Genomic DNA, 22,305 nt, shown 5'->3' with positions numbered 1-22,305 from the left:
TCTTGCTCGCAGAACTCACCGAGTTCTTCTATGAGAGGCCCCTGATTCATGGTGAGCGTCGACCAGGCAGCAGCGGGGGTAAAAGGGGGTCCCGGCGGATTGCGCCGGGACGTCGGACTGATCGGGCTCATGTGGGCGTCGGTCGGTTCCATCATCGGCTCCGGGTGGTTGTACGGAGCCGAGAAGGCGGTCGTGGCGGCCGGCCCCGCGGCCGTTCTGTCGTGGCTGATCGGCACGGTCGCGATCGTGCTGCTGGCCCTGGTGCACGCGGAACTCGGCGGCATGTTCCCGGTCGCGGGCGGCACGGCGCGGTATCCGCACTACGCGTTCGGCGGACTGGCCGGCATGTCCTTCGGCTGGTTCTCCTGGCTCCAGGCGGCGACCGTGGCACCGATCGAGGTCGAGGCCATGATCGGCTATGCCGGGCACTGGCACTGGGCGCAGGGCTTCCAGCACGCCAAGGACGGGACGCTGACGACGAGCGGGTTCGTCGTCGCCGTGCTCCTCATGGCCGTGTTCGTCGTGATCAACTTCCTCGGTGTGCGGCTCCTGGCGCACACCAACAGCGCCGCCACCTGGTGGAAAGTGGCCGTGCCGCTGGCCGCGATCTTCATCATCGCGGCGGGCAACTTCCACCCGGGCAACTTCACCGAGCACGGCTTCGCCCCGTTCGGCGCCCATGGCGTGCTGAGCGCCGTCAGTTCCAGCGGCATCATCTTCGCCCTGCTGGGCTTCGAGCAGGCGATCCAGCTGGCGGGCGAGAGCCGCGACCCGGCCCGTGACCTGCCCCGTGCGACGCTCGGCTCGGTCGCCATCGGAGCCGCGATCTACGTCCTGCTGCAGATCGTCTTCATCGCCGCCCTGCCGCTGGCCACCTTCGCGCACGGCTGGACCAAGCTCGACTACCCCGGTCTCAGCGGCCCTTGGGCGGGGCTGGCCACCCTGCTGGGGCTCGGCTGGCTGAGCGTGGTGCTGTATCTGGACGCGGTCGTCTCCCCCGGCGGCACCGGCCTGATCTACACCACCGCCACCTCCCGCGTCTCCTACGGTCTGGCCCGCAACGGCTACGCGCCGAAGATCTTCACGCGCACCGACGCGCGCGGCGTGCCGTGGTTCGGGCTGATCGTCTCGTTCGTGACCGGCGTGGTCTGCTTCCTGCCGTTCCCGAGCTGGCAGCAGCTGGTCGGCTTCATCACCTCGGCGAGCGTGCTGATGTACGCGGGTGCCCCGCTGGCGTACGGCGTCTTCGCCGACCGGCTGCCGCACCGCGCCCGGCCCTACCGGCTGCCCGGCGGGAACGTCGTCTCCCCGCTGTCGTTCGTGGTGGCCAACCTCATCATCTACTGGTCGACCTGGGACACGCTGTGGCGGCTGGGTGTGGCCATCGTCCTCGGCTACGTCCTGCTCGGCGGATACGCCTGGTACGCCACCCGCAAGGGCCTGCCCGACGCACCCCGGCTCGACTGGAGGGCCGCCCAGTGGCTGCCCGTCTATCTGCTGGGCATGGGCGTCATCTCCTGGCAGGGCGGCTTCGGCGGCCAGGGACACATCGGACTGTGGTGGGACATCGCGCTCATCACGGTGTTCTCCCTGGCGATCTACTACTGGGCCCGGGCGTCGGCGTCCCGGCCGGAGGAGATCGAGCGGAGCATCGAGGAGGTGGCCGTCACCGAGGTGGCCGTCCACTGACGGCCCGACCCGGTCAGTCGCCGAGGGCCGTACGGACACCGTCGATCGACGGCACGTCCGTACGGCCCCGCGCCGATACGCAGGCCACGGCACGCCGCAGGGCCCGGTGGAGCAGCAGCGGAGCCTCCGGTCCCAGGACGTCGAGCAGCGGGATGACGGCGTTCTCCAGCATCGCCGTCACCATGGCCCAGGCATCCGCGGTCCGGTCGTACAGCAGCCGCAGCGCCGTCCCGGGAGACCTGCCCAGCAGGATGGCGAACAGCTCGCGCAGCACCTCATCACGCTCCACGCGTTCCCAGGGACTGCCGGAGAGGGCGAGCGTCCGCTCCAGCAGGTCCTCCGCGTCGACCAGGCCGGCCGTGGCCGGGGACCGGGCCAGTTGCAGCAACGTCACCACGTGCTGGGCGGGTTCGGCCCGCTCCGCCGCGGCCACGACGTCGGCGCACAGCGCGGCCACGGCCGGATCGCCCGCACCATGGATCTCGGCCGTGCGGGCCACCAGCGCCGCCACGGCCGGAAGCCTCGGCGAGTCCAGCAGCGGTCGCACCCGTGCGGCGCCGGCCTTCGGGCCGAGGAGAGCCACGTCCACGTAGGCCGCGTACAGGTCGTCCTCCAGGACCGGCGGGGACTCGACGGCCGGGGGCGCGCCGGACGCGGTCGCGAGGCGCTCGTTGACGATGGCCGGGGCGAGCATCACACCGGTGAGCAGCGGCCCGTGGACGTCCAGGGGCATCCGGAGCAGTGACCGGTGCGTGTGGGCGAACGGCGGGTAGGGCTGCCGGCCGTTCATCACGTCGAACGCGTAGCGGCGGGAGGCGTCGGCACCGAAGGCGAAGTGGAACATGGACAGCAGGTACGGAGTGCCGTCGGCGCCGAGGAAGGCCATGGCCGGGTCGGCCTCCCACGGCAGGAGCCGCACCGCGGCCTCGAATCTGCTGCGGTGGTCGGGGCGCACATAGGCCAGTGGCCCGTCCTGCTGCTGCGGCAGGTTCCACTCGTACCGGGGTATCGCGGCGTACGCCTGTCCGAACTCGGCCCACAGCCGGTCGGCCGCCGCCCGGTCCGCTCCGGCGGCGGCGGTCCCGAAGAGCCCGGCGAGTCCGACGACCCGCTCGCCGGGATCGGTCAGGGCGTGCACGAGCGTGCGGGCGCGGTCCAGGTCCCGTACGGCGAGGGCCTCGGCGAAGCAGCGGATCGTACGGGCCCAGGAGTACGGGTGGCCGACCGACCAGGTGCTGGGCGTCATGGCGCGCAGGACGTCCGACGGGTCGCTGTAGAAGCGCTGTTCGACGAGCCGCTGCCAGTCGTTGGTGTGGTTCATCACGATGGGGATCTCGGCCATGGGGTCGCTGACGGCGTTCCCCCGGGCCGCGCCCCCCTCTTCCCCCGGCAGGTGGTAGAAGCCCCACAGCGGCGGGTCGGCCACGGGCGGTACCTCCTCGGCGGCGAGCAGCGCCTCGTCCAGGATCGCGCGGGCCATGGCGAGGTCGCCTGCGTCGGCGCGCCGGTGGGCGACGAGCGCGAGGGCCGAATAGCGGTCCTTGGAGAGCGGCTGCCACTCGGTGGTGGCGATCGCGCGGGCGTAGGCCACGGCCCGCTCCGGGGCGCGGTCGGCCAGGGCCTCGGCGAGCGTCTCCAGGTCCCCGTCGTGATGCAGCCGGCTGAGCATGTCCCGCGACGACGGCTCGGGGGGAACCCGGGCGCAGGCGGCGTCGATCACCGCCGTCGCCGCCTCGCCGTCGAAGGCGGCGAGTACCTTGGCGGCCTTCTTCGCGTACCAGACGCCGTTGCTGAAGCGCAGAACCCGGTCGATCAGCCGGCGCGCGGCGCGGACGTCGCCGAGGGCCGCCCAGACGCGTGCGGCCTGTAAGAAGGCGTCGTCGACGAGGCCCGTCACCTCCACGGTGTCCAGACGGCGCAGCAGCTCTCGCGACAGCGCCGGGTACGGTCCTGCGGCATGTTCGGCCGCCTCGGCCACCGCCTGGGCGAGCGCGCCGTCCTCCCCGGGCCAGGCTTCGGCCAGTTCGCGCAGCGCCTGCTCGGCGAGGCGGTCGGCGTGCTCGGGTCGCGTCGCCCGCAGGGTGCCGGCGAGGCGTACGAGGGACGTCAGCCGTTCCGCGGGAGCGGCGTGGCGCAGGGCGCGCCCGGTCCACGCCAGCAACTCGTCCCGGTCACCGCCGTGGGCCCGGTCCGCGAGGTCGAGGTAGGCGCCACACCGCCCGGAGCTCATCCCCGCCACGAGTTCGATGGCGTCGCCGTGGTCGGCCTCGTCGGCCGCGGCCCGCAGCACGTCGTCCGGAGGAGCCGGTTTCCAGGCCTCGTGCTGGGCCCGCTCCCAGAGATGAAGGGCCAGCCGCAGGTCGTGGGGAGCGAGCCTGCGTGCCGCCTCCTCCACGAAACGCCGCGCCAGGCCGTGGGAGTCGAGCGGCGCCACGGACGCGGCCTCGCCCAGCAGTTCGCGCACGGTCGCCCGGCGCACCGGATGCGCGGTGTGCCGGTGCACCTCGAGCAGGGCGGCCACCTGCTGGCCGGACGGCGCCAGCGCGCTGAGCCGCGTCATGGCCTCGTCGACCCGGCCGAGCCGGGCCAGCAGGCCGTACACGGCGGGGGCCGCCATGGAGGTCGCCCGCCGCAACTGGCGCCGTACGGTGGCCAGGAAGAGCACCGTCGGGGTGTCCGACGGTGTGGGAGCGCCGTCGAGCAGGTGGTCGGCGGCCGTCTCGACGACCCTGGCGAAGTACCGGTCGGAGCCGAACGCGGCCCGGCCGGCCAGGCGCAGCCCCGGGCACACCAGGTCCGGCGCCTCGGCGGCGATGGCGGGCCGGCACTGTACGAGGTGGTGGGCGAGGTGGGCCAGACCGTACCGGTCCACCGCCGGCCAGTCGACCTCCGCCCAGGACGGGGCCCCGGCGCGGTAGTGGCGCACGATGCGCTCGTGCCACTCCTGTTCGGCGACGCCCCAGCCGGGATGCTCGCGGGCGACCTGGGGGTCCGTCAGGAACTGGGCGACCGACGGGTGGTAGAAGGCGTACCGGCCGTCCCGGACGGACAACAGCCAGCGGATCCGGCCCAGCACCGAGAGAACGGCACGCGGCCAGACCCGGATCCCGGCCAGCGTACGCAGTTGCTCGGGGGTCAGTGGCTCGCGCGCGACGGTCAGGACGCCGAGGAGGGGCTGGGCGGCTCCCTCCCAGGCGGGAGTGACCAGATCGGTGGGGGTCAGGGGGTCGCTGACGTCGAGCATGCCGAGGCGTTCGAGGTCCGTGCGCGCGGTCTCGACGAAGAACGCGTAGAGGCCGTGGAGGCCGTCCGGAACGGCGTCGGCGTTGGTCAGGCGGGTGGTGAGCGGTGCGTCGTCCTGGTCGATCGCCTGGCGCAGGGCCCGCAGATACATCGCCACGTACAGGAAGTTGCCGCTCGCCCGCCGGACGAGTGCGCGGGCGAACTCCACCGGGTCGCGTCCGTTCGCGCGCAGCGCCTCGGCGACAGTCTCCGGGGCCAGTTCCCGGTCGGCGTAGGTGAGCAGATCGTCCCGCACCTGCGGCGAGGACGGGTCGATGGTGATCTCGGCGAGACTCGCGCCGCGGGCGGAGCGGAGCCTGTCCAGCGCGGCGTGCGGGCGCGAGGTGACGACGACCCGTACGTTCGCCGGGAGTTGCGGGCCCGTGGCGAGCCAGTCCAGCAGGGTCGCACCGGGCTCGTGGGCGCCTTCGTCGAGGGCGTCGACGAGGAGCACGATCCGCTCGTCCGGCGCGTCGGACAGCAGCACCTGCGCGGGACCGATCAGCGCGAGGTGGGCGAGGACCGCCGGTTCGAGCAGTCGCGGCTCCACGGTGGCGGTCCCGATCTCGACGCCCAGAGCGCTGCCCGACACCCGGAGGACGTCCTGCCGGACGCGCAGGGACGCGGTCCGGTGGAACGGGGATGCACGCAGGTCGTCGATGCGGATGCCGACCGCCCTGGCTCCCGTCTCCACCGTGCCGATGCGCTGGTCGACGGTGACCTCCAGCCGCTGGGGCTCGAACAACTCCGGCCGGGCGCGGGCCAGTTGGTGACCGATGGTGAGCAGGAACGACTGGAGGTCGCTGCCGACCAGCGCGGTCCGGCTGTCCTTGCGGATGAAGTAGTGCTGCCACTCGGGATGAGCGCGGGCCAGGCCGGCGAGCAGGCTGGTCTTGCCCGCCCCCGGTTCACCCGTGACGAGCACGATGCGTGTGGTGGCGTCCGACAGGCACCGCTCGATGTCGCCGGCCAGCCAGGGGCGCGGTACGAACGCCGTGGCGCGGTCCGTGATCAGGTCCTTGAAGTGCAGCACGGGACCGCTGCCGCCGGTTCCCGTGGCCGGGGCCGTCACCGCTGGTCGCGGAGGTCGACGCCGACCGCCTCGCCGCCCGCCTCGACCCGCCCGGCCCGGACGTCGCCCTTGATCCAGCCGGCGGGCCGATCGGCCCGGACGGCCGCGACGTAGCCGGCGACGGCGTCGACGTCGATCCGTCCGTGGGTGCGCGGCACGTCCTGCGATCCCGTCTCCCCGTCGAACGTCACGGCGATGCCGTACACGGCCTCGAGGACCCGGCGCAGGGCGTCGACGCGCCGGACCAGCGCCTCGTCCGTCGGGTCGATCTCGTCGACTCCGGAGGCGACTTCGTGCAGATCGGCGCGCAGCGCACGCAGTTCCCCGGAGAACCGCTCCACAGCGGTGGGGTCGGCCGCGGGCAGGACGGCCGGTTCGGCGACGACGGCGGGGGTGTCCGCGGCGGACTGCTCCGCGCGTCGTTCACGGCGGGCTCTGAGCAGCTCGCCCGCCTGGTCGTAGAGGAATCTGACGCCCTCGGTGAGGGCCGCGGCGGACAGTGCCGCCAGGGGGAGCAGATCCGTCATGGCGGCAACCGATCCTCGCTGTCGTCAGGGCCCACCACACTACCGCTGCGGCGTCCTCCTCGCCGGGCGGTCGGGTCGGCATAATGTGCGGGTGGCCTCGACAGTCCCCGGCACCGACTCGCCGTCCCCGCGCCGCGTTCCCGTCGTTGTCGTGGGCGCCGGTCCCGCGGGGCTGACCGTCGGCAACATCCTGCGGGCCGCGGCCGTGGACTGCCTCGTACTGGAGACCGAGACCCGGGAGTTCATCGAACAGCGGCCCCGGGCCGGAGTCATCGAGGAATGGGCCGTACGGGGCCTGGAGAAGCGGGGCCTCGCCCGGAACCTGCTGGACCGCGCGCAGTTGCACACCGCGTGCGAGTTCCGCTTCGACGGCGAGCGGTACCGGTTCCCCTACGCCGAGCTGACCGGCAGTCACCACTTCGTCTACCCACAGCCGTTGCTGGTGACGGACCTGGTGCGCGAGTACGCCGACGTCCGCGACGGGCAGATCCGCTTCGGGGTCCGGGACGTGCGGGTGCACGACATCGACACCGACCGGCCGTCGGTGTCGTACACCTGCCCGGAGACGGGTGAACACCGGGTCGTGCACTGCGACTTCGTGGCCGGCTGCGACGGGGCGCGCGGGGTGACCCGGGCCGCCCTGCCGCCGGAGCGGGTCCGTGTCGCGCGGCACGACTACGGCATCGGCTGGCTGGCCCTGCTCGCCGAGGCGCCGCCGTCCGCCGACTGCGTGCTGTTCGGCTGTCACGCCAAGGGGTTCGCCGGGCAGATGCCCCGCAGCCCGGAGGTGACCCGCTACTACCTCCAGTGCCCGCCGGGAGACGATCCGGAGAACTGGCCGCACGAGCGCGTCTGGGCGGAGCTCCAGGAGCGGCTCGGGGCGTCCGGTGTGCCGCCGCTGACCGAGGGGCGGCTGATCGAGAGGCGCGTGCTGGACATGCACGACTACGTGGTCGAGCCGATGGTGTCCGGCCGGCTGTTCCTCGCCGGTGACGCGGCCCACCTGGTCGCCCCCATCGCCGCCAAGGGCATGAACCTCGCCCTGCACGACGCCTTCCTGCTCGGCGACGCCCTGGTGGCCCACCTGACCGGCGGGGACGACAGCGGCCTCGGCGGCTACGCGCAGGCGTGTCTGCGGCGGGTGTGGGACTACCAGGAGTTCTCGCAGTGGCTGTCCGAGGTGTACCACGGCACGGCGGCGGGCGACCCGTTCCGCGCGGGCACCACACTGGCCCGGCTGCGCCGCCTGTTCACCTCGCCGTCGGCCGCCGCGGCCTTCGCCGAGCAGTACCTGGGGACGGCCGCGCGGTACTGACTCAGTCGTGGAGGGGCCGGTCGGTGAGCCGGTGGTCGGCCACGTTCAGCGCCTCGTCCACGAGCCGGCGCAGATGGCCGTCGCGGAGCGAGTAGATCACCCGGCGGCCCTCCTTGCGCGTGTTCACCAGCCCCGCGAGACGCAGTCGCGCCAGGTGCTGGCTGACGGCGGGCCGGGCCGCCCCGCACCTCTCCGTGAGGGTCGTGACGTCGGCCTCTCCCTCGGCCAGCGCGTGCAGCAGGGTGAGGCGGGTGCGGTCGCCGAGCAGGGCGAGGAGTTCGGCGGCGAGCGCGAACTGTTCCTCGCCGGGGCTGCGCGGATGCGCATCGTGCGCAGTTGACAGGTGCATGCGTGCGCTCATACGCACATAATGACTCCATGGGCGGGTGGACGTCCACTCGCGCGCACCGGAAGGAGACCCACGTGAGCGACCGGCACGAGCACTCCCACCCGCACGGGCACTCGCGACCGCACGAGCACTCCCACCCGCATGGGCACGGGCACCGGCACGGCCTGCTCCACCGGATGACCCACCTCCTCACCCCGCACTCCCACGAGACGGCCGACAAGGTCGACTCCGCCCTGGAGTCGTCGGCCCGCGGGATGCGGGCGCTCTGGGTCTCGCTCGCGGTGCTCGGCGTGACGGCCCTGGCCCAGGCGGTCGTGGTGGCCGCCTCCGGCTCGGTGGCGCTGCTCGGGGACACGGTCCACAACACGGCGGACGCGCTGACCGCCGTACCGCTCGGGATCGCCTTCGTGCTCGGCCGGCGCGCGGCCACCCGTCGCTTCACCTACGGCTACGGGCGAGCCGAGGACCTGGCGGGCCTGGTGATCGTGCTGACGATCGCCGCGTCGGCGGCCTTCGCGGGCTGGACGGCGTTCGACCGCCTCCTCGACCCGCGTCCGGTCCAGCACGTCCCGGCGGTCGCCGTGGCCGCCCTCGTCGGTTTCGCGGGCAACGAGTGGGTGGCCCGGTACCGCATCCGCGTCGGCCGTGCGATCGGCTCGGCCGCGCTGGTCGCCGACGGACTGCACGCCCGTACCGACGGCTTCACCTCCCTGGCGGTGCTGCTGGGCGCCGGCGGGTCGGCCCTGGGCTGGCAACTGGCCGACCCGATCGTCGGGCTGGCGATCACGGCGGCGATCGCGCTGGTGCTGCGGGACGCCGCGCGGGAGGTGTTCCGCCGGGTGCTGGACGCGGTCGACCCCCGCCTGGTGGACCGGGCCGAGCGGGCACTGGCCGAGGTCGCCGGGGTACGCGGGGTCGGCGAGCTGCGGCTGCGCTGGATCGGTCACCGGCTGCGCGCCGAGGTCGCGGTCGTGGTGGACGGCGACGTGACCGTACGCCAGGCCCATCGCATCGCCGTCGACGCCGAGCACGCCCTGCTGCACGCCGTGCCCCGGCTCACCGCGGCCCTGGTCCACGCCGACCCGGAACCGGCCCCCGGCGAGGCCGACCCGCACCAGCCGCTGGCCCACCACGCGGCGGCGTAGGGCTGCCCCTCAGGCGACGCCCAGCCCCTCCAGCACCACCGCGCCCGGCAGTTCCGCGAAGGCCTTGCCCGGCACCAGCAGCTTGCCGCGCCGCCGGCCGCTGCCGACCAGCACGTACGGCAGGTCGACGACGGCCGCGTCCACCAGCACGGGCCAGCCGCCCGGCAGTCCGAGCGGGGTGATGCCGCCGTACTCCATGCCGGTCTCCCCGGTCGCCGTGTCCGTCGCGGCGAACGAGGCCTTGCGAGCGCCGAGTTGGCGGCGCACGACGCCGTTGACGTCGACCCGGGTGGTGGACAGCACCACGCACGCGGCGAGCGTGGTCCCGCCGCCGCGCTTGCCCGCGACGACCACGCAGTTCGCGGACCGCTCCAGCAGGTCACGGCCGTAGTGCTCCACGAAGGTGGCGGTGTCGGCCCATCGCGGGTCGGTGTCCACGTAGAGGATCTGCTCGGCCGGGACGCTGCCGCGCCAGTGACGTACGGCGTCGGCGACCGGGCCGGTGAGCTCGTCGAGGCAGGTGGGGGCCGGACGGGCGTCGTCGAAGTGTCCGATGGATGCGCGCATGGTCGCACGTTAACAACACCGGACGCCCTCGGACCGGGGGTCTCAGGTCACGGGCGGAACCGAGACGGCCATCACCATCTCCATCGGCACCTCACCGGTGTTGCCGTACGTGTGCGGCAGGTTGGCCTCGAAGGACACGCTCGCGCCGGCGGGGACGCGGTGCTCCACGCCGTCGACCGTGAGCGTCAGCTCCCCGGCGGTGACGTGGAGCAGCTCCATCGTGCCGGCGGGGTGCGGGTCGGACGCGCTGCTCTCACCGGGCATGAGCCGCCAGTCCCACATCTCCAGCGGGCCGGGCGCCTCGGTGCCCGCGAGCAGCCGGTTGTAGCTGCCGGCCTCGGTGTGCCACAGCCGTACGGCCTGCTCGGCGGGGACGATGCGGACCTTGGGGCCCTGCTCGTAGTCGAGGAGGGTGGTGATGCTGACGCCGAGCGCGTCGCCGATCTTGACGACGGTGCCGAGGCTGGGGTTGGTGCGGGCCTGCTCGATCTGGATGAGCATGCCGCGGCTGACGCCCGCCCGGGCGGCGAGCACGTCCAGCGTGAAGCCGCGCACCGCGCGCCAGTGCTTGACGCTGCGCGCCAGGGACTGGGTCAGCAGGTCGAGGTCCGACACATTCCGTCCAATATTCTGTATGAGATAGTGCAGCTGACTGCACTACGGTGTGGTTGACCTGATCGTTCACCGAACTGTACTGCGAGGCATCCGTCCCATGACAGCACTCTTCGCCCTGGCCACCAGCCTGCTGTGGGGGCTGGCCGATTTCGGCGGCGGACTGCTGACCCGGCGCACGCCCGCGCTGACGGTGGTCGTGGTCTCGCAGTCGATCGCGGTGGTCGTGCTGGGCGCGGTCGTGATGGCGACGGGCGGCTGGAGCGAGGCGGGGCCCCAGCTGTGGTTCGCCGTGGCCGCCGGCCTGGTCGGCCCGGTGGCGATGCTCGCCTTCTACAAGGCGCTCGCGCTGGGCCCGATGGGTGTGGTCTCGCCGCTGGGCTCGATCGGGGTGGCCGTGCCGGTCGGCGTGGGCCTGGTCTTGGGCGAGCGTCCCGGCGTGCTCCAGTTCGTCGGCATCCTGGTCGCCGTCGTCGGTGTCTGCCTGGCCGGCGGTCCCCAGTTCCGCGGCGCGCCCGTGCAGCGGCAGGCCATCGCCCTGACCCTCCTCGCGGCCTTCGGCTTCGGCGCCGTGATGGCCCTGATCGCCGAGGCGTCGACCACGCTGACCGGGCTGTTCCTGGCGCTGTTCGTGCAGCGGGTGACGAATGTCGCCGCCGGCGGACTCGCGCTGTACGTGTCGGCGCGGCGCGGGGCGCCCGCCCTTGCGGCGGACGGCTTCCCGTGGCGCTCCCTTCCGGCGCTGGCCTTCGTCGGCCTGGCGGACGTCGCGGCGAACGGCACGTACTCGATCGCCGCGCAGCACGGCCCGGTCACCGTCGCCGCGGTGCTCGCCTCGCTCTACCCGGTGGTGACCGCCGTGGCCGCGCGCGGCCTGCTCCGCGAACGGCTGCGGGTGGTGCAGGCCGCGGGTGCGGGGCTGGCCCTGGTGGGGACGGTTCTGCTGGCGTCGGGGTGAGCCGGCCGGGGCGGTTCAGGAACCCGGTTCCAGCTCGGCGAGTCCGGCCGTCGCCTCCTCGTCCAGCTCGGCGAGCCGGGCCGCCGTCTCCTCGTCCAGGCCGGACAGGGCGCACAGCTGCTCCGGGGTGACCCCCTCCGGTATCGGCACCGGCGGCGGGGTGCGCAGCGGCGGCTGCCAGCCGTCGGCCGGTGTCCAGCGGCGTACCACGCGGGCCGGCGCGCCCGCCACCACGGCATGGTCGGGCACCGCGCCCCGGACGACCGCGCCCGCGGCCACCACCACGTTCCGCCCGATCCGGGCACCCGGCAGGATGACCGCGCCCGTACCGATCCAGCAGCCGGGCCCGATCTCCACCGGCTCCATCCGCGGCCACTGCCTGCCGATCGGCTCGTGGGGATCGTCGTAGGAGTGGTTCGTGGACGTGACGTAGACGTACGGGCCGAAGTAGCAGTCGCTGCCGATGGTGACCGTCGTGTCCGCGATGACGTGGCTGCCACGGCCCAGGACGACGCCGTCGCCGATGCGCAGGATCGGGTCGGGGCCGAGGTCGAGATCGGGCATCAGGCCCGCGGTGAGGGTGACCTGCTCGCCGATGATGCAGTGGGCGCCCAGGTGGATCCAGGGTTCGCCGAAGACCGTGCCGAGCGGGAAGGCGAGTCTGGTACCTGTTCCCATCGCGCCGAATCGGTAGCGCCCGGGATGTTCGGCTGTCACGGAACCCGTGCGCTGCACCCAGGCCCAGCCCGCGTGGACGGCGCGCTGCGCGAGGCCCCGCCGCCAGGATGAGAACGTGTTCTTGCGCTTCGGCACGAAGTCACGGTACTCAGCGGTAGCTCACCCCGCGGCGCTGGAGGCCTGTGATCTTCGCCCCACCGAGTGCCGTACGGTTTGCGCGTTGTCTACGACGTTTCTGGAGGCGGGCATGGGCCAGCGGGCGATGATCACGGGGATCGGCGGCAGGGAGCCGCACGTCGATCCGGAGGCGTTCGTGGCGCCGACGGCTTCGGTGATCGGGGACGTGACGCTGGGTGCTGGGGCGAGTGTCTGGTACGGGGCCGTGCTGCGGGGTGACGTCGAGACGATCTCCGTCGGCGCGAGCAGCAACGTCCAGGACAACTGCACGCTGCACGCCGACCCGGGGTTTCCTGTGACGGTGGGTGAGCGGGTGTCCATCGGTCACAACGCCGTGGTGCACGGGGCGACCGTCGAGGACGACTGCCTGATCGGGATGGGGGCGACGGTGCTGAACGGGGCGGTGATCGGGGCCGGGTCGCTCGTCGCCGCGCAGGCGCTGGTGCCGCAGGGCATGGTCGTGCCGCCCGGGTCGCTGGTGGCGGGGGTCCCTGCGAAGGTCCGGCGGGAGCTGTCGGAGGAGGAGCGGCAGGGAGTCACCCTCAACGGCACGATGTACGCCGAGTTGGCCAAGGCCCATCGTGAGGTGCACGCGTAGCGGAAAGGCGTCTCACTCGGCAGCGGTCACGGGCTGGGCCTTCTTCGCCTTGCGCTTGAGGACCAGCATGGACGTGAGGCCGACCAGGACCGCCGCCACCAGGCCCAGCCACGAGAAGCGCTTCAGCCAGGACTCGGCGACGATGCCGACGTAGTAGATGACCGCGGTCGTGCCGCCGGCCCAGAGGATGCCGCCGAGGACGTTGGCGATGGCGAACTTCCAGTACGGCATGCGCAGCACGCCCGCGAGGGGGCCGGCGAAGATGCGGAGGAGGGCGACGAAGCGGCCGAAGAAGACGGCCCACATGCCCCACTTCTCGAAGGACCGCTCGGCCGTGGCGATATGGCCCTCGCTGAAGTGCTTGGGGAACTTCTTGCCCAGCCAGGCCAGCAGGGGGCGGCCGCCCTTGCGGCCGATGGCGTAGCCGATCGAGTCGCCGATGATCGCGCCGGCCGTGGCGCTGGCACCGAGCACGACGGGGTTGATGTCACCGTGCTGGGAGGCGAGCAGCGCGGAGGAGACCAGGATGATCTCGCCCGGCAGCGGGATGCCCAGGCTTTCCAGGCCGATGACCAGTCCCACCAGTGCGTAGACGGCGACCGCTGGTACGGTTTCGAGCCACTCCTGGACGTGCAACGCCGGATCCTTTCCCTGTGCTTCCCTGCGAGCACGGGAAGCCTACCGGGTGACAAGACGTCCCCCGCGGCTCAGGCGTTCCAGTTCCACTCGGCGACCTCGGGCAGGTCGGTGCCGTGCTCGCGGATCCAGGCGTGGTGGCGGGTGCGGGCGTCGGCCATGCGCTGGCGTACGGCCGTGGCGCGCACGGCCAGCCCTGGGACGCGGTCGATGACGTCCATGACGAGGCGGTAGCGGTCGAGGTCGTTGCGGACGACCATGTCGAAGGGCGTGGTGGTGGTGCCGGCCTCCTTGTAGCCGCGCACGTGCAGGTGCTGGTGGCCGGCGCGGCGGTAGGCCAGGCGGTGGATCAGCCACGGGTAGCCGTGGTAAGCGAAGATCACCGGCTTGTCGGCGGTGAAGAGGCCGTCGTACTCGAAGTCGTTCATGCCGTGCGGGTGTTCCTCCCGGGGCAGCAGCCGGGCGAGGTCGACGACGTTCACCACGCGGACCGACAGCTCGGGCAGATGCCGGCGCAGCAGGTGCGCGGCGGCCAGGGCCTCCTGGGTGGGGACGTCTCCGGCGCAGGCCAGCACCACGTCGGGTTCGCGGGAGCCGTCCTCGGTGCCGGCCCACTCCCAGATACCGGCGCCGCGAGCGCAGTGGCCCCGGGCCTCCTCCATCGACAGCCAGTCGAAGCAGGGCTGCTTGCCGGCCACGACGACATTGACGTAGTCGCGGCTGCGCAGGACGTGGTCCGCGACGGACAGCAGGGTGTTGGCGTCCGGCGGGAGGTAGACCCGCACGACCTCGGGGCTCTTGTTGAGGACGTGGTCGACGAAGCCGGGATCCTGGTGGGAGAAGCCGTTGTGGTCCTGCCGCCACACATGCGAGGTCAGCAGGTAGTTCAGGGAGGCGATGGGGGCCCGCCACGGCAGGCGCCGGGAGGTGCGCAGCCACTTGATGTGCTGGTTGACCATCGAGTCGACGATGTGCACGAACGCCTCGTAGCAGGAGAACAGCCCGTGTCGGCCGGTGAGGAGGTAGCCCTCCAGCCAGCCCTGGCACAGGTGCTCGGAGAGGACCTCCATCACCCGGCCGTGCCGGTCGAGGTCCTCGTCGACGTCGAGGGTCCCGGCCTGCCAGGCCTTGCCGCTGGCGGCATAGACCGCCTGGAGCCGGTTGGAGGCGGTCTCGTCCGGGCCGACCAGGCGGAAGTCCCGACGGTCGGCGGTGTCCCGCATGACCTGGGCCAGCAGGTCGCCGAGGACCCGCGTGGGCTCGTGCAGGGTCGTGCCCGGCTTGTCGACGGGGACGGCGAAGTCGTCCAGTGCCGGGAGGGGCAGGTCGCGGACGAGCAGCCCGCCGTTGGCGTACGGGGTGGCGCCGAGCCGCCTGGTGCCCTCGGGGACGCAGGCCAGGACGTCCGGGACCGGCCGCCCCTCGGCGTCGAACAGTTCCTCGGGCCGGTAGGAGCGCAGCCAGGCCTCCAGTTGCCGCAGGTGGTCCGGATTGTCACGGACACCGGCCAGCGGCACCTGGTGGGAGCGCCAGGTCCCCTCGACCGGCTCGCCGTCGACCTCGGCCGGGCCGGTCCAGCCCTTCGGGGTGCGCAGCACGATCACCGGCCAGCGCGGCCGCTCGGTCACACCCTCCTCGCGCGCGGCACGCTGGGCCTCCGCGATGGTGTCGAGCGCGGTGTCCATCGCCTGGGCCATCGCACGGTGCACGGCCATCGGGTCGTCGCCGGTGACGTGGATCGGCTCGTGGCCGTAGCCGCGCAGGAGCGCGTCGAGCTCGTCCTGGGGCAGGCGGGACAGCACCGTCGGATTGGCGATCTTGTAGCCGTTGAGGTGCAGGATCGGCAGCACGGCGCCGTCGTGGACCGGGTCGAGGAACTTGTTGGCGTGCCAGGATCCGGCCAGCGGGCCGGTCTCCGCCTCGCCGTCGCCGATCACGCAGGTCACCACCAGATCCGGGTTGTCCAGGGCGGCACCGTAGGCGTGGGCGAGGGAGTAGCCGAGTTCGCCGCCCTCGTGGATCGAGCCGGGCACCTCCGGGGCGACGTGGCTGGGCACGCCGCCGGGGAACGAGAACTGCCGCATCAGCAGCTCCATGCCCCGCGCGTCCCGCGTCACGTCCGGGTACTTCTCGCTGTAGCTGCCCTCCAGCCAGGAGTTGGCGAGCACCGAGGGACCGCCGTGGCCCGGGCCCCAGATGCACAGCGCGTCCAGCGCGCGGTTCCTGATCACCCGGTTGAGGTGCGTGTGGACGAGGTTGAGCCCGGGCGAGGTGCCCCAGTGGCCCAGCAGCCGCGGCTTGATGTGCTCGGGCCGCAGCGGCTCGGTCAGCAGGGGGTTCGCCAGCAGGTAGATCTGCCCGGCCGCCAGGTAGTTGGCGGCCCGCCAGTGGGCGTCCAGCGTGCGCAGTTCCTCGTCGGTCGGTCGGGTACTGCTGTCCTGGCGCGGGGCCTCGGGCATGAGTGGACTCCCTGGGTTCTGCGACGGCCTCAGGAGGAGTACCAGTCTGTTCCGGTTCGATGCCAGGCGCCTCCCGGCCATGTGCCGCCGGCGGTGCGGTGCGCGCCACGTCAGCCGACCATGACGCCGGAGCCCCACCCCCGGGACTTCGGCGGCAGGGCTCCGCGGACGCCAGGAGGGCCGCTCTACGGGAGCGCGGTGGAGTGGAGGGCCTTCGTCACGGCCGTCGCCACGGGAACTGTCGCGGAGGCGAGGGTGTCGGTGTGGGGCGCCGGGTCCAGTACGCCGGTACCGGGCGTGCCGGAGGCCCGTCCCGGTTCGGCCGCGCCGCGGCCGTCCGCCTGGGCGAACCGTGCCCCGTACCGTTCCTGCTTGCTCCGTGGGGGGTCGGGCCGATGCCCGGGCGGGGCGTGATCGTACGGTTCCTTCTCCCGGCGGCTCTCCTGCCGGCCTTGCCGCTCCCCCGGCTCCCCCGGTTCCCCCGGCTCCGCCGACTTCTTCGCCGCGTCACCCCCGGGAGGTTCCAGCGCCCAGCGTTGCGCCTCGGATCCGTCGCGCCCGGTGACGACGACGTTCCGGCCGGTGCCGTGGGCGACGGCCAGTCCCTTGCCGCCGCGCGGCAGGAGTTCGCCGCGCACGGTCAGGTCGTAGCGCACGACTCCTGCGTGCCCGAGGCAGCCGGCCAGGGCGACCGAGCCCTCCGCGATGTCGGAGCCGAGGCAGAGCGTGGGGTCGGCGGCGCTGCGCAGCATGCCGTCGTCCTGGTACGACCACGTCAGGGGCCCGGCGGCGGAGCAGGAGGTCAGCACGGCGCGGGCGTCGGCCCGGGTCCGGCCGCCCCGGACGCCGAGACACAGGCCGGCGTCGAGGTTGCGCAGCCGCCCGCGGCCCACTTCGGCGGGGCGGCCGGCGGACGCGGCCGACGGGCGGCCGCCCGAGGAGGTTCCCGCGGATTCCGGGTCGACCCAGTGGCCGCTGACCGCTCCCCAGGTGGCCTGGGGAGCGACGGTGCCGCCCTCCTCCGTCCAGCCCCTGGCAGCGAGCAGCGTCGCGAGCAGCACGAGGGACGTCACCCCGACCGCGGCGGCCAGCGCCTTCGTGTGTCTCCTCGACGACCCGGGCCGGCCGCCCGCCGGGAGGGCGTGCGCCCTGAGCCGGTGACGGCCACCGGCCGGGCCCGCGGGCAGGGGACCACGCCGCCCGGCCCGGCCCGGCCGTGTCGCGAGGTAGCGGCGGCCGCCCCAGCCGAGCACGGTCTCGACGAGCAGGTCCTCCAACCCGCCGTCGAAATGGCTGAGTTGTTCGGCGGCGTGCCGGCAGTGGCGGCAGGTCATCAGATGCTGTTGCACATCCGGCAGCAGGGACCCGCCGCGGCGCATCGGAACGTCCAGCAAACGGTTGTAAAAACGGCATTCCCGCGTCGGTGCGAGTTCCCGGTGAGCTCTGACGCATCCCGCCCGGAATTGCTCACGCGCCTGTTCCAGCGCGGCCGACGCGGTTCGGAGGTCCACTCCCAGCAGACCGGCCGGTACGGATATGGGCTCGGCCTCGGCCTCCGTATGCCAGAGCAGGCATTGGGAAGCCCCCGGAAGGGCCCGGAATGCGCGCTCGGCGAGCCGCCGCCTTTCAGCTGTCTCGGACCGCGCGGCACGCAGCCCCCGGGCACCGACGGGTTTGCGCAGTTCCGGCAGTACGACGGAAATTCCGTCGTCGGCGACCCAATCCCGTACCGTGTCCCGAACGGCCGCGAGCAGCCGCGGGCGCAGGGCACCGCCGCCCGGCCGGGCGAGTTCCCGGCGGAACGCGGCGGCGGCCGCCATCGACGCGCAGTCCCCCGATGAGGCCAGGCAGATCACGGCGTACTCGTACACCGCCCGCCAGTGCCGGGCGAGCAACAGCGCGGCGGCGCGCGGGCCGTCGGGGGCGGGATCACCGACCCGGGCGAGGAGATTGCGATCGGAATCCGCGGGACCCGCTCCGGGGCGCGGCGGGTACGGCGGGCGTGGGGGGTAGGGGGATTGCACTGAACCATTTCCTTCCAGCCGCAGGACGGCATGCGAATGCGCGTCCGTCGGAAAGCAGGTGCGTGATTGGTGCATACCTGTGCCGCGTCAGCTGCGGACTCGGCTGTGAGGCGGCTCACTTTCGCACATGCGACTGACAGGTAACAAGGAGTGCGGATGGCCCGAGTTCAAAACGAGGGGAATGCAGATGCGTTACCGGCGGTATCCGCACCGGCTTTCGAAAACACCGTCGCGGCACGCCGGAGTTCGCGGCTCGACATGCGAGAACCCCGGCACTCGGCCGGGGTCCCGCTCGCAACGACAGCCGGGTCAGCCGTTGGGGCGCAGTGTCCACACGACAGTCATCTCGCCGGTCACCGCACCATCGGCCCGCTGAATGGCGATGGCGACCGGGAACTCGGGACGCTCACCGGCGTCCAGTTCCGCGACGACCTCGGCGGCGGGACGGCCCAGGGTCGCGGTCGCGGTGACCGCGCCCATGGCCAGCTTCTTGTAGGAGATCTCGGCGCTGACGGCGAGCGGCACGGCGCGCGAGAGCTGATCGCCGAACGCGGCCAGCACGATGGCCCCGCTCGCGGACTCGCCGAGCGTGAACATCGCCCCGGCGTGCGGCCCGCCCACGTGGTTGTGGTACTCGCCCTGGTCGGGCAGGGACACCACCGCCCGCTCCGGCGTCGTCTCGAGGAACTCGAGGTTCAGGGTCCGGGCCATGGGCACCGTGGCGGCGAGCATCTCGCCGATGGACATCTGGTCTGCGCTCATGGCCGCATGTTACTCACGAGTAGAGACGGCTGGCCAGGCCGTGTGACGACCGCCGCAGCGGTCCCGCCCGCTCGTCCGCGCCGGCCGTTCCCGGGTTGCTACGTCTCCGTCCACGGGCGGTGACCGAATCGTGTCCGGAGCGCGGCTAGGGTTGCTGCCCATGTGGCCAGGACAGCAGCCGCCCGGGGGCGAGCAGAACCCGCAAGCGAACAACCCGTACCAGCAGCCGGGTTACCAGCAGCCGAATCCGAATCCGTACCAGCAGCCGGGTTATCAGCAGCAGCCCAACCCCTACGGGCAGCAGCCCCAGTGGGGTGCCCCCGGGCCGGCCGGAGCGCCGCAGCCCCCGCAGGGCGGTGGCGGCGGCAACCGGACGAAACTGGTCGCGATCATCGCGGCCACGGCGGTCGTCGTGGCGGCCGGTGTCACCGGCTTCCTGGTGCTGGGCGGCGACAAGGACGACACCGCGGACGGCGGCAAGGGCGGAGGCGAGAAGAACACGGCTCCGGCGAGCCCCTCCGCGGAGCCGAGCGCACCCGGCACGGGCGACAACCCCCGCGGCGGCGAGGAGGAGAAGCCCACCGTCAAGGGCTGGAAGGTCGTCATCAACCCCAAGTGGGGCACGGCCTTCGACGTCCCGGCGGACTGGGAGGTCGCCTCCCCGACGTCGTACGTCTTCTTCGAGGACGAGAAGTCCGACGACGGCAGGCCGCTCATCCTCATGTCGGCGCCGGCCTTCTACAAGTCCGAGTGGTGCACGAGCGACGACAACAAGGACGGCAGGACCGAGAGCGAGTCCCTGGCCGGGGTCGGCACCAAGGGTGCGGACGGCGCGAAGAACACCGACGAGGTCGCGCTCAACCAGGCGGCCTCGTGGGTGTACGGCGGCTACACGCAGCCGGACAAGAAGAGCGTCAAGACCGAGAAGAAGGCCAAGCCCTACACCACGGCCGCCGGTGTGAAGGGCAGCGTCGCCTGGGCGTGGTCGGAGAACACGCCCGACAAGGGCAAGTGCGCGAGCGACGGCAAGGCGGTCACGTTCGGCTTCAAGAACTCGGCGGGCGACTTCGTCGCGTGGAGCTTCTTCGGGGCCAAGGGCGTCAAGGGCGAGGTGCCCAAGGAGACCATCCTGAAGATCCTCAGCACCGTCCGGCTGCACGGCGAGCCGACCGGAGGCTGACGCGGACGCCGAACGGGCCCGCCCCGGCAGGAGCGAGCCCGGACAGCCGCGGTGCCGGACACCGCGCAAAACGGTTTGGCAGGACGCGCCGCCGGCGGCGATAGTCGGCCGGTGACATCCCCCGCCACCCCGACCGCCTCCGCCCGGAGCCCCCGCCGGCCCGACTGGGCGGGACGCAACTACTCCCTGCTCACCGCCGCCGCGGTCGTCACCAACCTGGGCAGCCAGGGTGCCCTGGTCGCTGCGGCGTTCGCCGTCCTCGAAACGGGCGGCGACGGCGGTGACGTCGGCCTGGTCGCGGCGGCCCGGACGCTCCCCCTGGTGCTGTTCCTGCTGATCGGCGGCGCTGTCGCGGACCGGCTGCCCCGGCACCGCGTCATGGTGGCGGCCAACGCCCTGAACTGCCTCTCCCAGGCCGCCTTCGCCGCCCTCGTGCTGACCGGGGACCCCCGGCTGTGGCAGATGATGCTGCTCGCCGCCCTCGGCGGCACCGGCCAGGCCTTCTTCGGCCCGGCCGCCGAGGGCATGCTGATGTCCTCGGTCTCCGGGGAGCAGGCGGGCCGCGCGTTCGCCGTGTTCCGGATGGCGATGCAGGGCGCGGCCCTGGGCGGTGCCGCGGTCGGCGGTGCCATGGTCGCCGCGGTCGGGCCCGGCTGGGTGCTGGCGGCCGACGCCGCGGCCTTCGCCGTCGCCGGGGCACTGCGGGCCTTCCTCGACGTCGGGCACATCCCGCCGCGCGCACCGGGCGGCGGTCTGCTCGCCGATCTGCGGGAGGGCTGGCGGGAGTTCTCCGGCCGGGCCTGGCTGTGGGCCGTCGTCGTCCAGTTCTCGATCGCCAACGCGGTCGTCTCCGCCGCCGACGCGGTGTACGGCCCACTCGTCGCCCGCGACCACCTCGGCGGCGCGGGCCCCTGGGGTCTCGCCCTGGGCGCGTTCGGGGCGGGCACCGTCGCCGGGGCCGTGCTGATGACCCGCTGGAAACCCCGCCGCCTGCTCCTCGCCGGCACCCTCTGCGTCTTCCCTCTGGCCCTGCCCTCGGCCGCGCTCGCCGTCCCGGTGCCGATCGGCGTCCTCTATGTGGTGATGTTCGTCGCCGGCGCCACGATCGAGGTGTTCGGCGTGTCCTGGATGACGGCCCTGCACCAGGAGATCCCCGAGGACAAGCTCTCCCGCGTCTCGGCGTACGACTGGTTCGGCTCGGTCGCGCTGGTGCCGCTCGCCACGGCCGCGGCCGGCCCCGCCGAGGAGGCGTTCGGGCGGACGGCCGCGCTGTGGGGCTGCGCCGGACTGGTCGTCCTGGTCACGGCGGCCGCGCTGTGCGTACCGGACGTACGCAACCTGCGGCGCAGGACCACACCGGTGGCCCAGGGCGGCACCGGGCACGCGTCAGCCGATACCGAACGCCCCGTCGGGGGGCTCGGGTGACGGCACGGCGTCCTCGTCCCGCACGGCCCGCGCGTCCCCGATGAAGTCCCGCAGGGCGGCGCCGTGTTCGACTCTCGCCGGGAAGACGTCGGCGGCCATGAGCCGGGCCAGGGCCGCGACGTCGACCGGCTCGTGCCCGGCCACGAGCACCGCGTTCCCGAACCGCCGCCCCCGCAGCACCCCCGGCTCGGCGATCAGCACGAGTTCCTCGAAGACGGTGGCCAGGGTGGCGAGTTGCGACCGCAGAAAGGCGAAGGGCGCGGCGTCGGGCAGGTTCGCGAGATAGAACCCACCGTCCCGCAGCACACGCGCGGCCTCGCGGACGTAGTCGACGGACGTCAGATGCGCCGGCACCCGCGACCCGCCGAACACATCGGCCACGATGACGTCCGCCGAGTCCGAGGGGCCGTTTTCCAGCCACGCCCGGGCATCCGACGCGTGCAGCGCGACCCGGGCCCCCTCCGGCAACGGCAGGTGCTCGGACACCAGCTCCAGCAGCCCCCGATCGGCCTCGACGACGTCCTGCCGTGCCCCCGGCCGGGTCGCGGCCACGTACCGGGGCATGGTCAGCGCACCCCCGCCGAGATGCAGCACGTCCAACGCTGCCCCCGGCGCCGCCACGACATCCAGCACATGCCCGAGCCGCCGCGCGTACTCGAACTCCAGATGCGTCGGATCATCCAGGTCCACGTACGACTGCGGAGCCCCGTCGAGGGTCAGCAACCAGGCCCGTTCCCGGTCGACGTCGGGCATCAGCTTGGCGAACCCGTGATCGACGGACCGGGCGACGGGTACAGGCTCGTTCACACCCTCATTGTGCCTGGGCGACAACGCCCCCCAGGGGCGCGGG

The 22,305-nt window shown here is 73.0% G+C and carries 18 protein-coding genes; 7 read left to right on the top strand and 11 right to left on the bottom strand.

Translation table 11 applies throughout. The features are described from left to right. The first annotated feature begins 48 nt into the window (after nt 1-48). Nucleotides 49-1,689: an APC family permease gene (locus tag AC07F0_RS34365; RefSeq protein WP_478983835.1), complete on the top strand. Its 1,641-nt coding sequence runs from the start codon at nt 49-51 to the stop codon at nt 1,687-1,689. 13 nt (nt 1,690-1,702) lie between these two features. Here AC07F0_RS34365 and AC07F0_RS34360 read toward each other — a convergent pair whose 3' ends face one another. Continuing rightward, nucleotides 1,703-6,043, bottom strand: coding sequence for a hypothetical protein (locus AC07F0_RS34360; protein WP_478983834.1), 4,341 nt, complete (start codon nt 6,041-6,043; stop codon nt 1,703-1,705). Continuing rightward, nucleotides 6,040-6,570: a hypothetical protein gene (locus tag AC07F0_RS34355; protein WP_478983833.1), complete on the bottom strand. Its 531-nt coding sequence runs from the start codon at nt 6,568-6,570 to the stop codon at nt 6,040-6,042. The genes AC07F0_RS34360 and AC07F0_RS34355 overlap by 4 nt, the downstream gene beginning before the upstream one ends. Nucleotides 6,571-6,661: 91 nt before the next feature. On the opposite strand from AC07F0_RS34355, the gene AC07F0_RS34350 reads away from it, so the two are divergent. Beyond that, nucleotides 6,662-7,885: a 4-hydroxybenzoate 3-monooxygenase gene (locus tag AC07F0_RS34350; RefSeq protein WP_478983832.1), complete on the top strand. Its 1,224-nt coding sequence runs from the start codon at nt 6,662-6,664 to the stop codon at nt 7,883-7,885. 1 nt (nt 7,886) lies between these two features. Here AC07F0_RS34350 and AC07F0_RS34345 read toward each other — a convergent pair whose 3' ends face one another. Further along, complete coding sequence (locus AC07F0_RS34345; RefSeq protein ID WP_478983831.1) at nt 7,887-8,246, bottom strand: ArsR/SmtB family transcription factor; 360 nt, start codon at nt 8,244-8,246, stop codon at nt 7,887-7,889. 62 nt (nt 8,247-8,308) lie between these two features. Between AC07F0_RS34345 and AC07F0_RS34340 the strand changes: the two genes are divergently transcribed. Then, entirely contained in the window at nt 8,309-9,379 is a 1,071-nt protein-coding gene (locus AC07F0_RS34340; RefSeq protein WP_478983830.1) for a cation diffusion facilitator family transporter, read from the top strand. 9 nt (nt 9,380-9,388) lie between these two features. Here the strand turns inward: AC07F0_RS34340 and AC07F0_RS34335 are convergent, their stop codons facing one another. Then, nucleotides 9,389-9,946, bottom strand: a complete 558-nt coding sequence (locus AC07F0_RS34335; RefSeq protein ID WP_478983829.1) for a YbaK/EbsC family protein — start codon at nt 9,944-9,946, stop codon at nt 9,389-9,391. A 42-nt stretch (nt 9,947-9,988) separates the two neighbouring features. After that, a complete protein-coding gene (locus AC07F0_RS34330) occupies nt 9,989-10,561 on the bottom strand; it encodes an XRE family transcriptional regulator (protein ID WP_359038179.1) in 573 nt (190 codons plus the stop codon). A 97-nt stretch (nt 10,562-10,658) separates the two neighbouring features. Between AC07F0_RS34330 and AC07F0_RS34325 the strand changes: the two genes are divergently transcribed. Beyond that, nucleotides 10,659-11,516, top strand: coding sequence for an EamA family transporter (locus AC07F0_RS34325; protein ID WP_478983828.1), 858 nt, complete (start codon nt 10,659-10,661; stop codon nt 11,514-11,516). Nucleotides 11,517-11,531: 15 nt separating this feature from the next. Here AC07F0_RS34325 and AC07F0_RS34320 read toward each other — a convergent pair whose 3' ends face one another. Next, the gene (locus AC07F0_RS34320; protein WP_478983827.1) at nt 11,532-12,329 is read right to left on the bottom strand and encodes an acyltransferase; all 798 of its coding nucleotides are present in this window, start codon (nt 12,327-12,329) and stop codon (nt 11,532-11,534) included. 112 nt (nt 12,330-12,441) lie between these two features. Here AC07F0_RS34320 and AC07F0_RS34315 point away from each other — a divergent pair, with 112 nt between their 5' ends. Further along, entirely contained in the window at nt 12,442-12,969 is a 528-nt protein-coding gene (locus tag AC07F0_RS34315; protein ID WP_478983859.1) for a gamma carbonic anhydrase family protein, read from the top strand. Nucleotides 12,970-12,981: 12 nt separating this feature from the next. Here the strand turns inward: AC07F0_RS34315 and AC07F0_RS34310 are convergent, their stop codons facing one another. The 4 genes from AC07F0_RS34310 to AC07F0_RS34295 form a co-directional block, all read right to left on the bottom strand. Next, the gene (locus tag AC07F0_RS34310; protein ID WP_436727680.1) at nt 12,982-13,605 is read right to left on the bottom strand and encodes a DedA family protein; all 624 of its coding nucleotides are present in this window, start codon (nt 13,603-13,605) and stop codon (nt 12,982-12,984) included. A gap of 71 nt (nt 13,606-13,676) precedes the next feature. Further along, nucleotides 13,677-16,064: a phosphoketolase family protein gene (locus AC07F0_RS34305; RefSeq protein WP_478983826.1), complete on the bottom strand. Its 2,388-nt coding sequence runs from the start codon at nt 16,062-16,064 to the stop codon at nt 13,677-13,679. A gap of 185 nt (nt 16,065-16,249) precedes the next feature. Continuing rightward, complete coding sequence (locus AC07F0_RS34300; protein ID WP_478983825.1) at nt 16,250-18,088, bottom strand: ricin-type beta-trefoil lectin domain protein; 1,839 nt, start codon at nt 18,086-18,088, stop codon at nt 16,250-16,252. Nucleotides 18,089-18,397: 309 nt separating this feature from the next. Next, nucleotides 18,398-18,850, bottom strand: coding sequence for a DUF4442 domain-containing protein (locus AC07F0_RS34295; protein WP_236711722.1), 453 nt, complete (start codon nt 18,848-18,850; stop codon nt 18,398-18,400). Nucleotides 18,851-19,010: 160 nt separating this feature from the next. On the opposite strand from AC07F0_RS34295, the gene AC07F0_RS34290 reads away from it, so the two are divergent. Both AC07F0_RS34290 and AC07F0_RS34285 read left to right on the top strand, forming a co-directional pair. After that, entirely contained in the window at nt 19,011-20,030 is a 1,020-nt protein-coding gene (locus AC07F0_RS34290) for a DUF8017 domain-containing protein (protein ID WP_478983824.1), read from the top strand. Nucleotides 20,031-20,141: 111 nt separating this feature from the next. Then, entirely contained in the window at nt 20,142-21,455 is a 1,314-nt protein-coding gene (locus tag AC07F0_RS34285; RefSeq protein WP_478983823.1) for an MFS transporter, read from the top strand. On the opposite strand, the gene AC07F0_RS34280 is transcribed toward AC07F0_RS34285, so the two are convergent. After that, nucleotides 21,417-22,262, bottom strand: a complete 846-nt coding sequence (locus AC07F0_RS34280; RefSeq protein ID WP_478983822.1) for a spermidine synthase — start codon at nt 22,260-22,262, stop codon at nt 21,417-21,419. The genes AC07F0_RS34285 and AC07F0_RS34280 overlap by 39 nt on opposite strands. Between the last annotated feature and the right edge of the window lie 43 nt (nt 22,263-22,305).

The organism is Streptomyces sp. NPDC045955, assembly GCF_056430805.1.
The sequence above is the reverse complement of the archived record's forward strand: the minus strand, read 5'-3'. Positions and strand labels throughout refer to the sequence as shown.

Bases quoted from the DNA above. Each gene is read 5' to 3' on its own strand.
- AC07F0_RS34365 (WP_478983835.1), top strand. From the start codon at position 49: ATGGTGAGCGTCGACCAGGCAGCAGCGGGGGTAAAAGGGGGTCCCGGC.
- AC07F0_RS34355 (WP_478983833.1), bottom strand. From the start codon at position 6,570: ATGACGGATCTGCTCCCCCTGGCGGCACTGTCCGCCGCGGCCCTCACC.
- AC07F0_RS34345 (WP_478983831.1), bottom strand. From the start codon at position 8,246: ATGAGCGCACGCATGCACCTGTCAACTGCGCACGATGCGCATCCGCGC.
- AC07F0_RS34335 (WP_478983829.1), bottom strand. From the start codon at position 9,946: ATGCGCGCATCCATCGGACACTTCGACGACGCCCGTCCGGCCCCCACC.
- AC07F0_RS34325 (WP_478983828.1), top strand. From the start codon at position 10,659: ATGACAGCACTCTTCGCCCTGGCCACCAGCCTGCTGTGGGGGCTGGCC.
- AC07F0_RS34315 (WP_478983859.1), top strand. From the start codon at position 12,442: ATGGGCCAGCGGGCGATGATCACGGGGATCGGCGGCAGGGAGCCGCAC.
- AC07F0_RS34305 (WP_478983826.1), bottom strand. From the start codon at position 16,064: ATGCCCGAGGCCCCGCGCCAGGACAGCAGTACCCGACCGACCGACGAG.
- AC07F0_RS34295 (WP_236711722.1), bottom strand. From the start codon at position 18,850: ATGAGCGCAGACCAGATGTCCATCGGCGAGATGCTCGCCGCCACGGTG.
- AC07F0_RS34290 (WP_478983824.1), top strand. From the start codon at position 19,011: ATGTGGCCAGGACAGCAGCCGCCCGGGGGCGAGCAGAACCCGCAAGCG.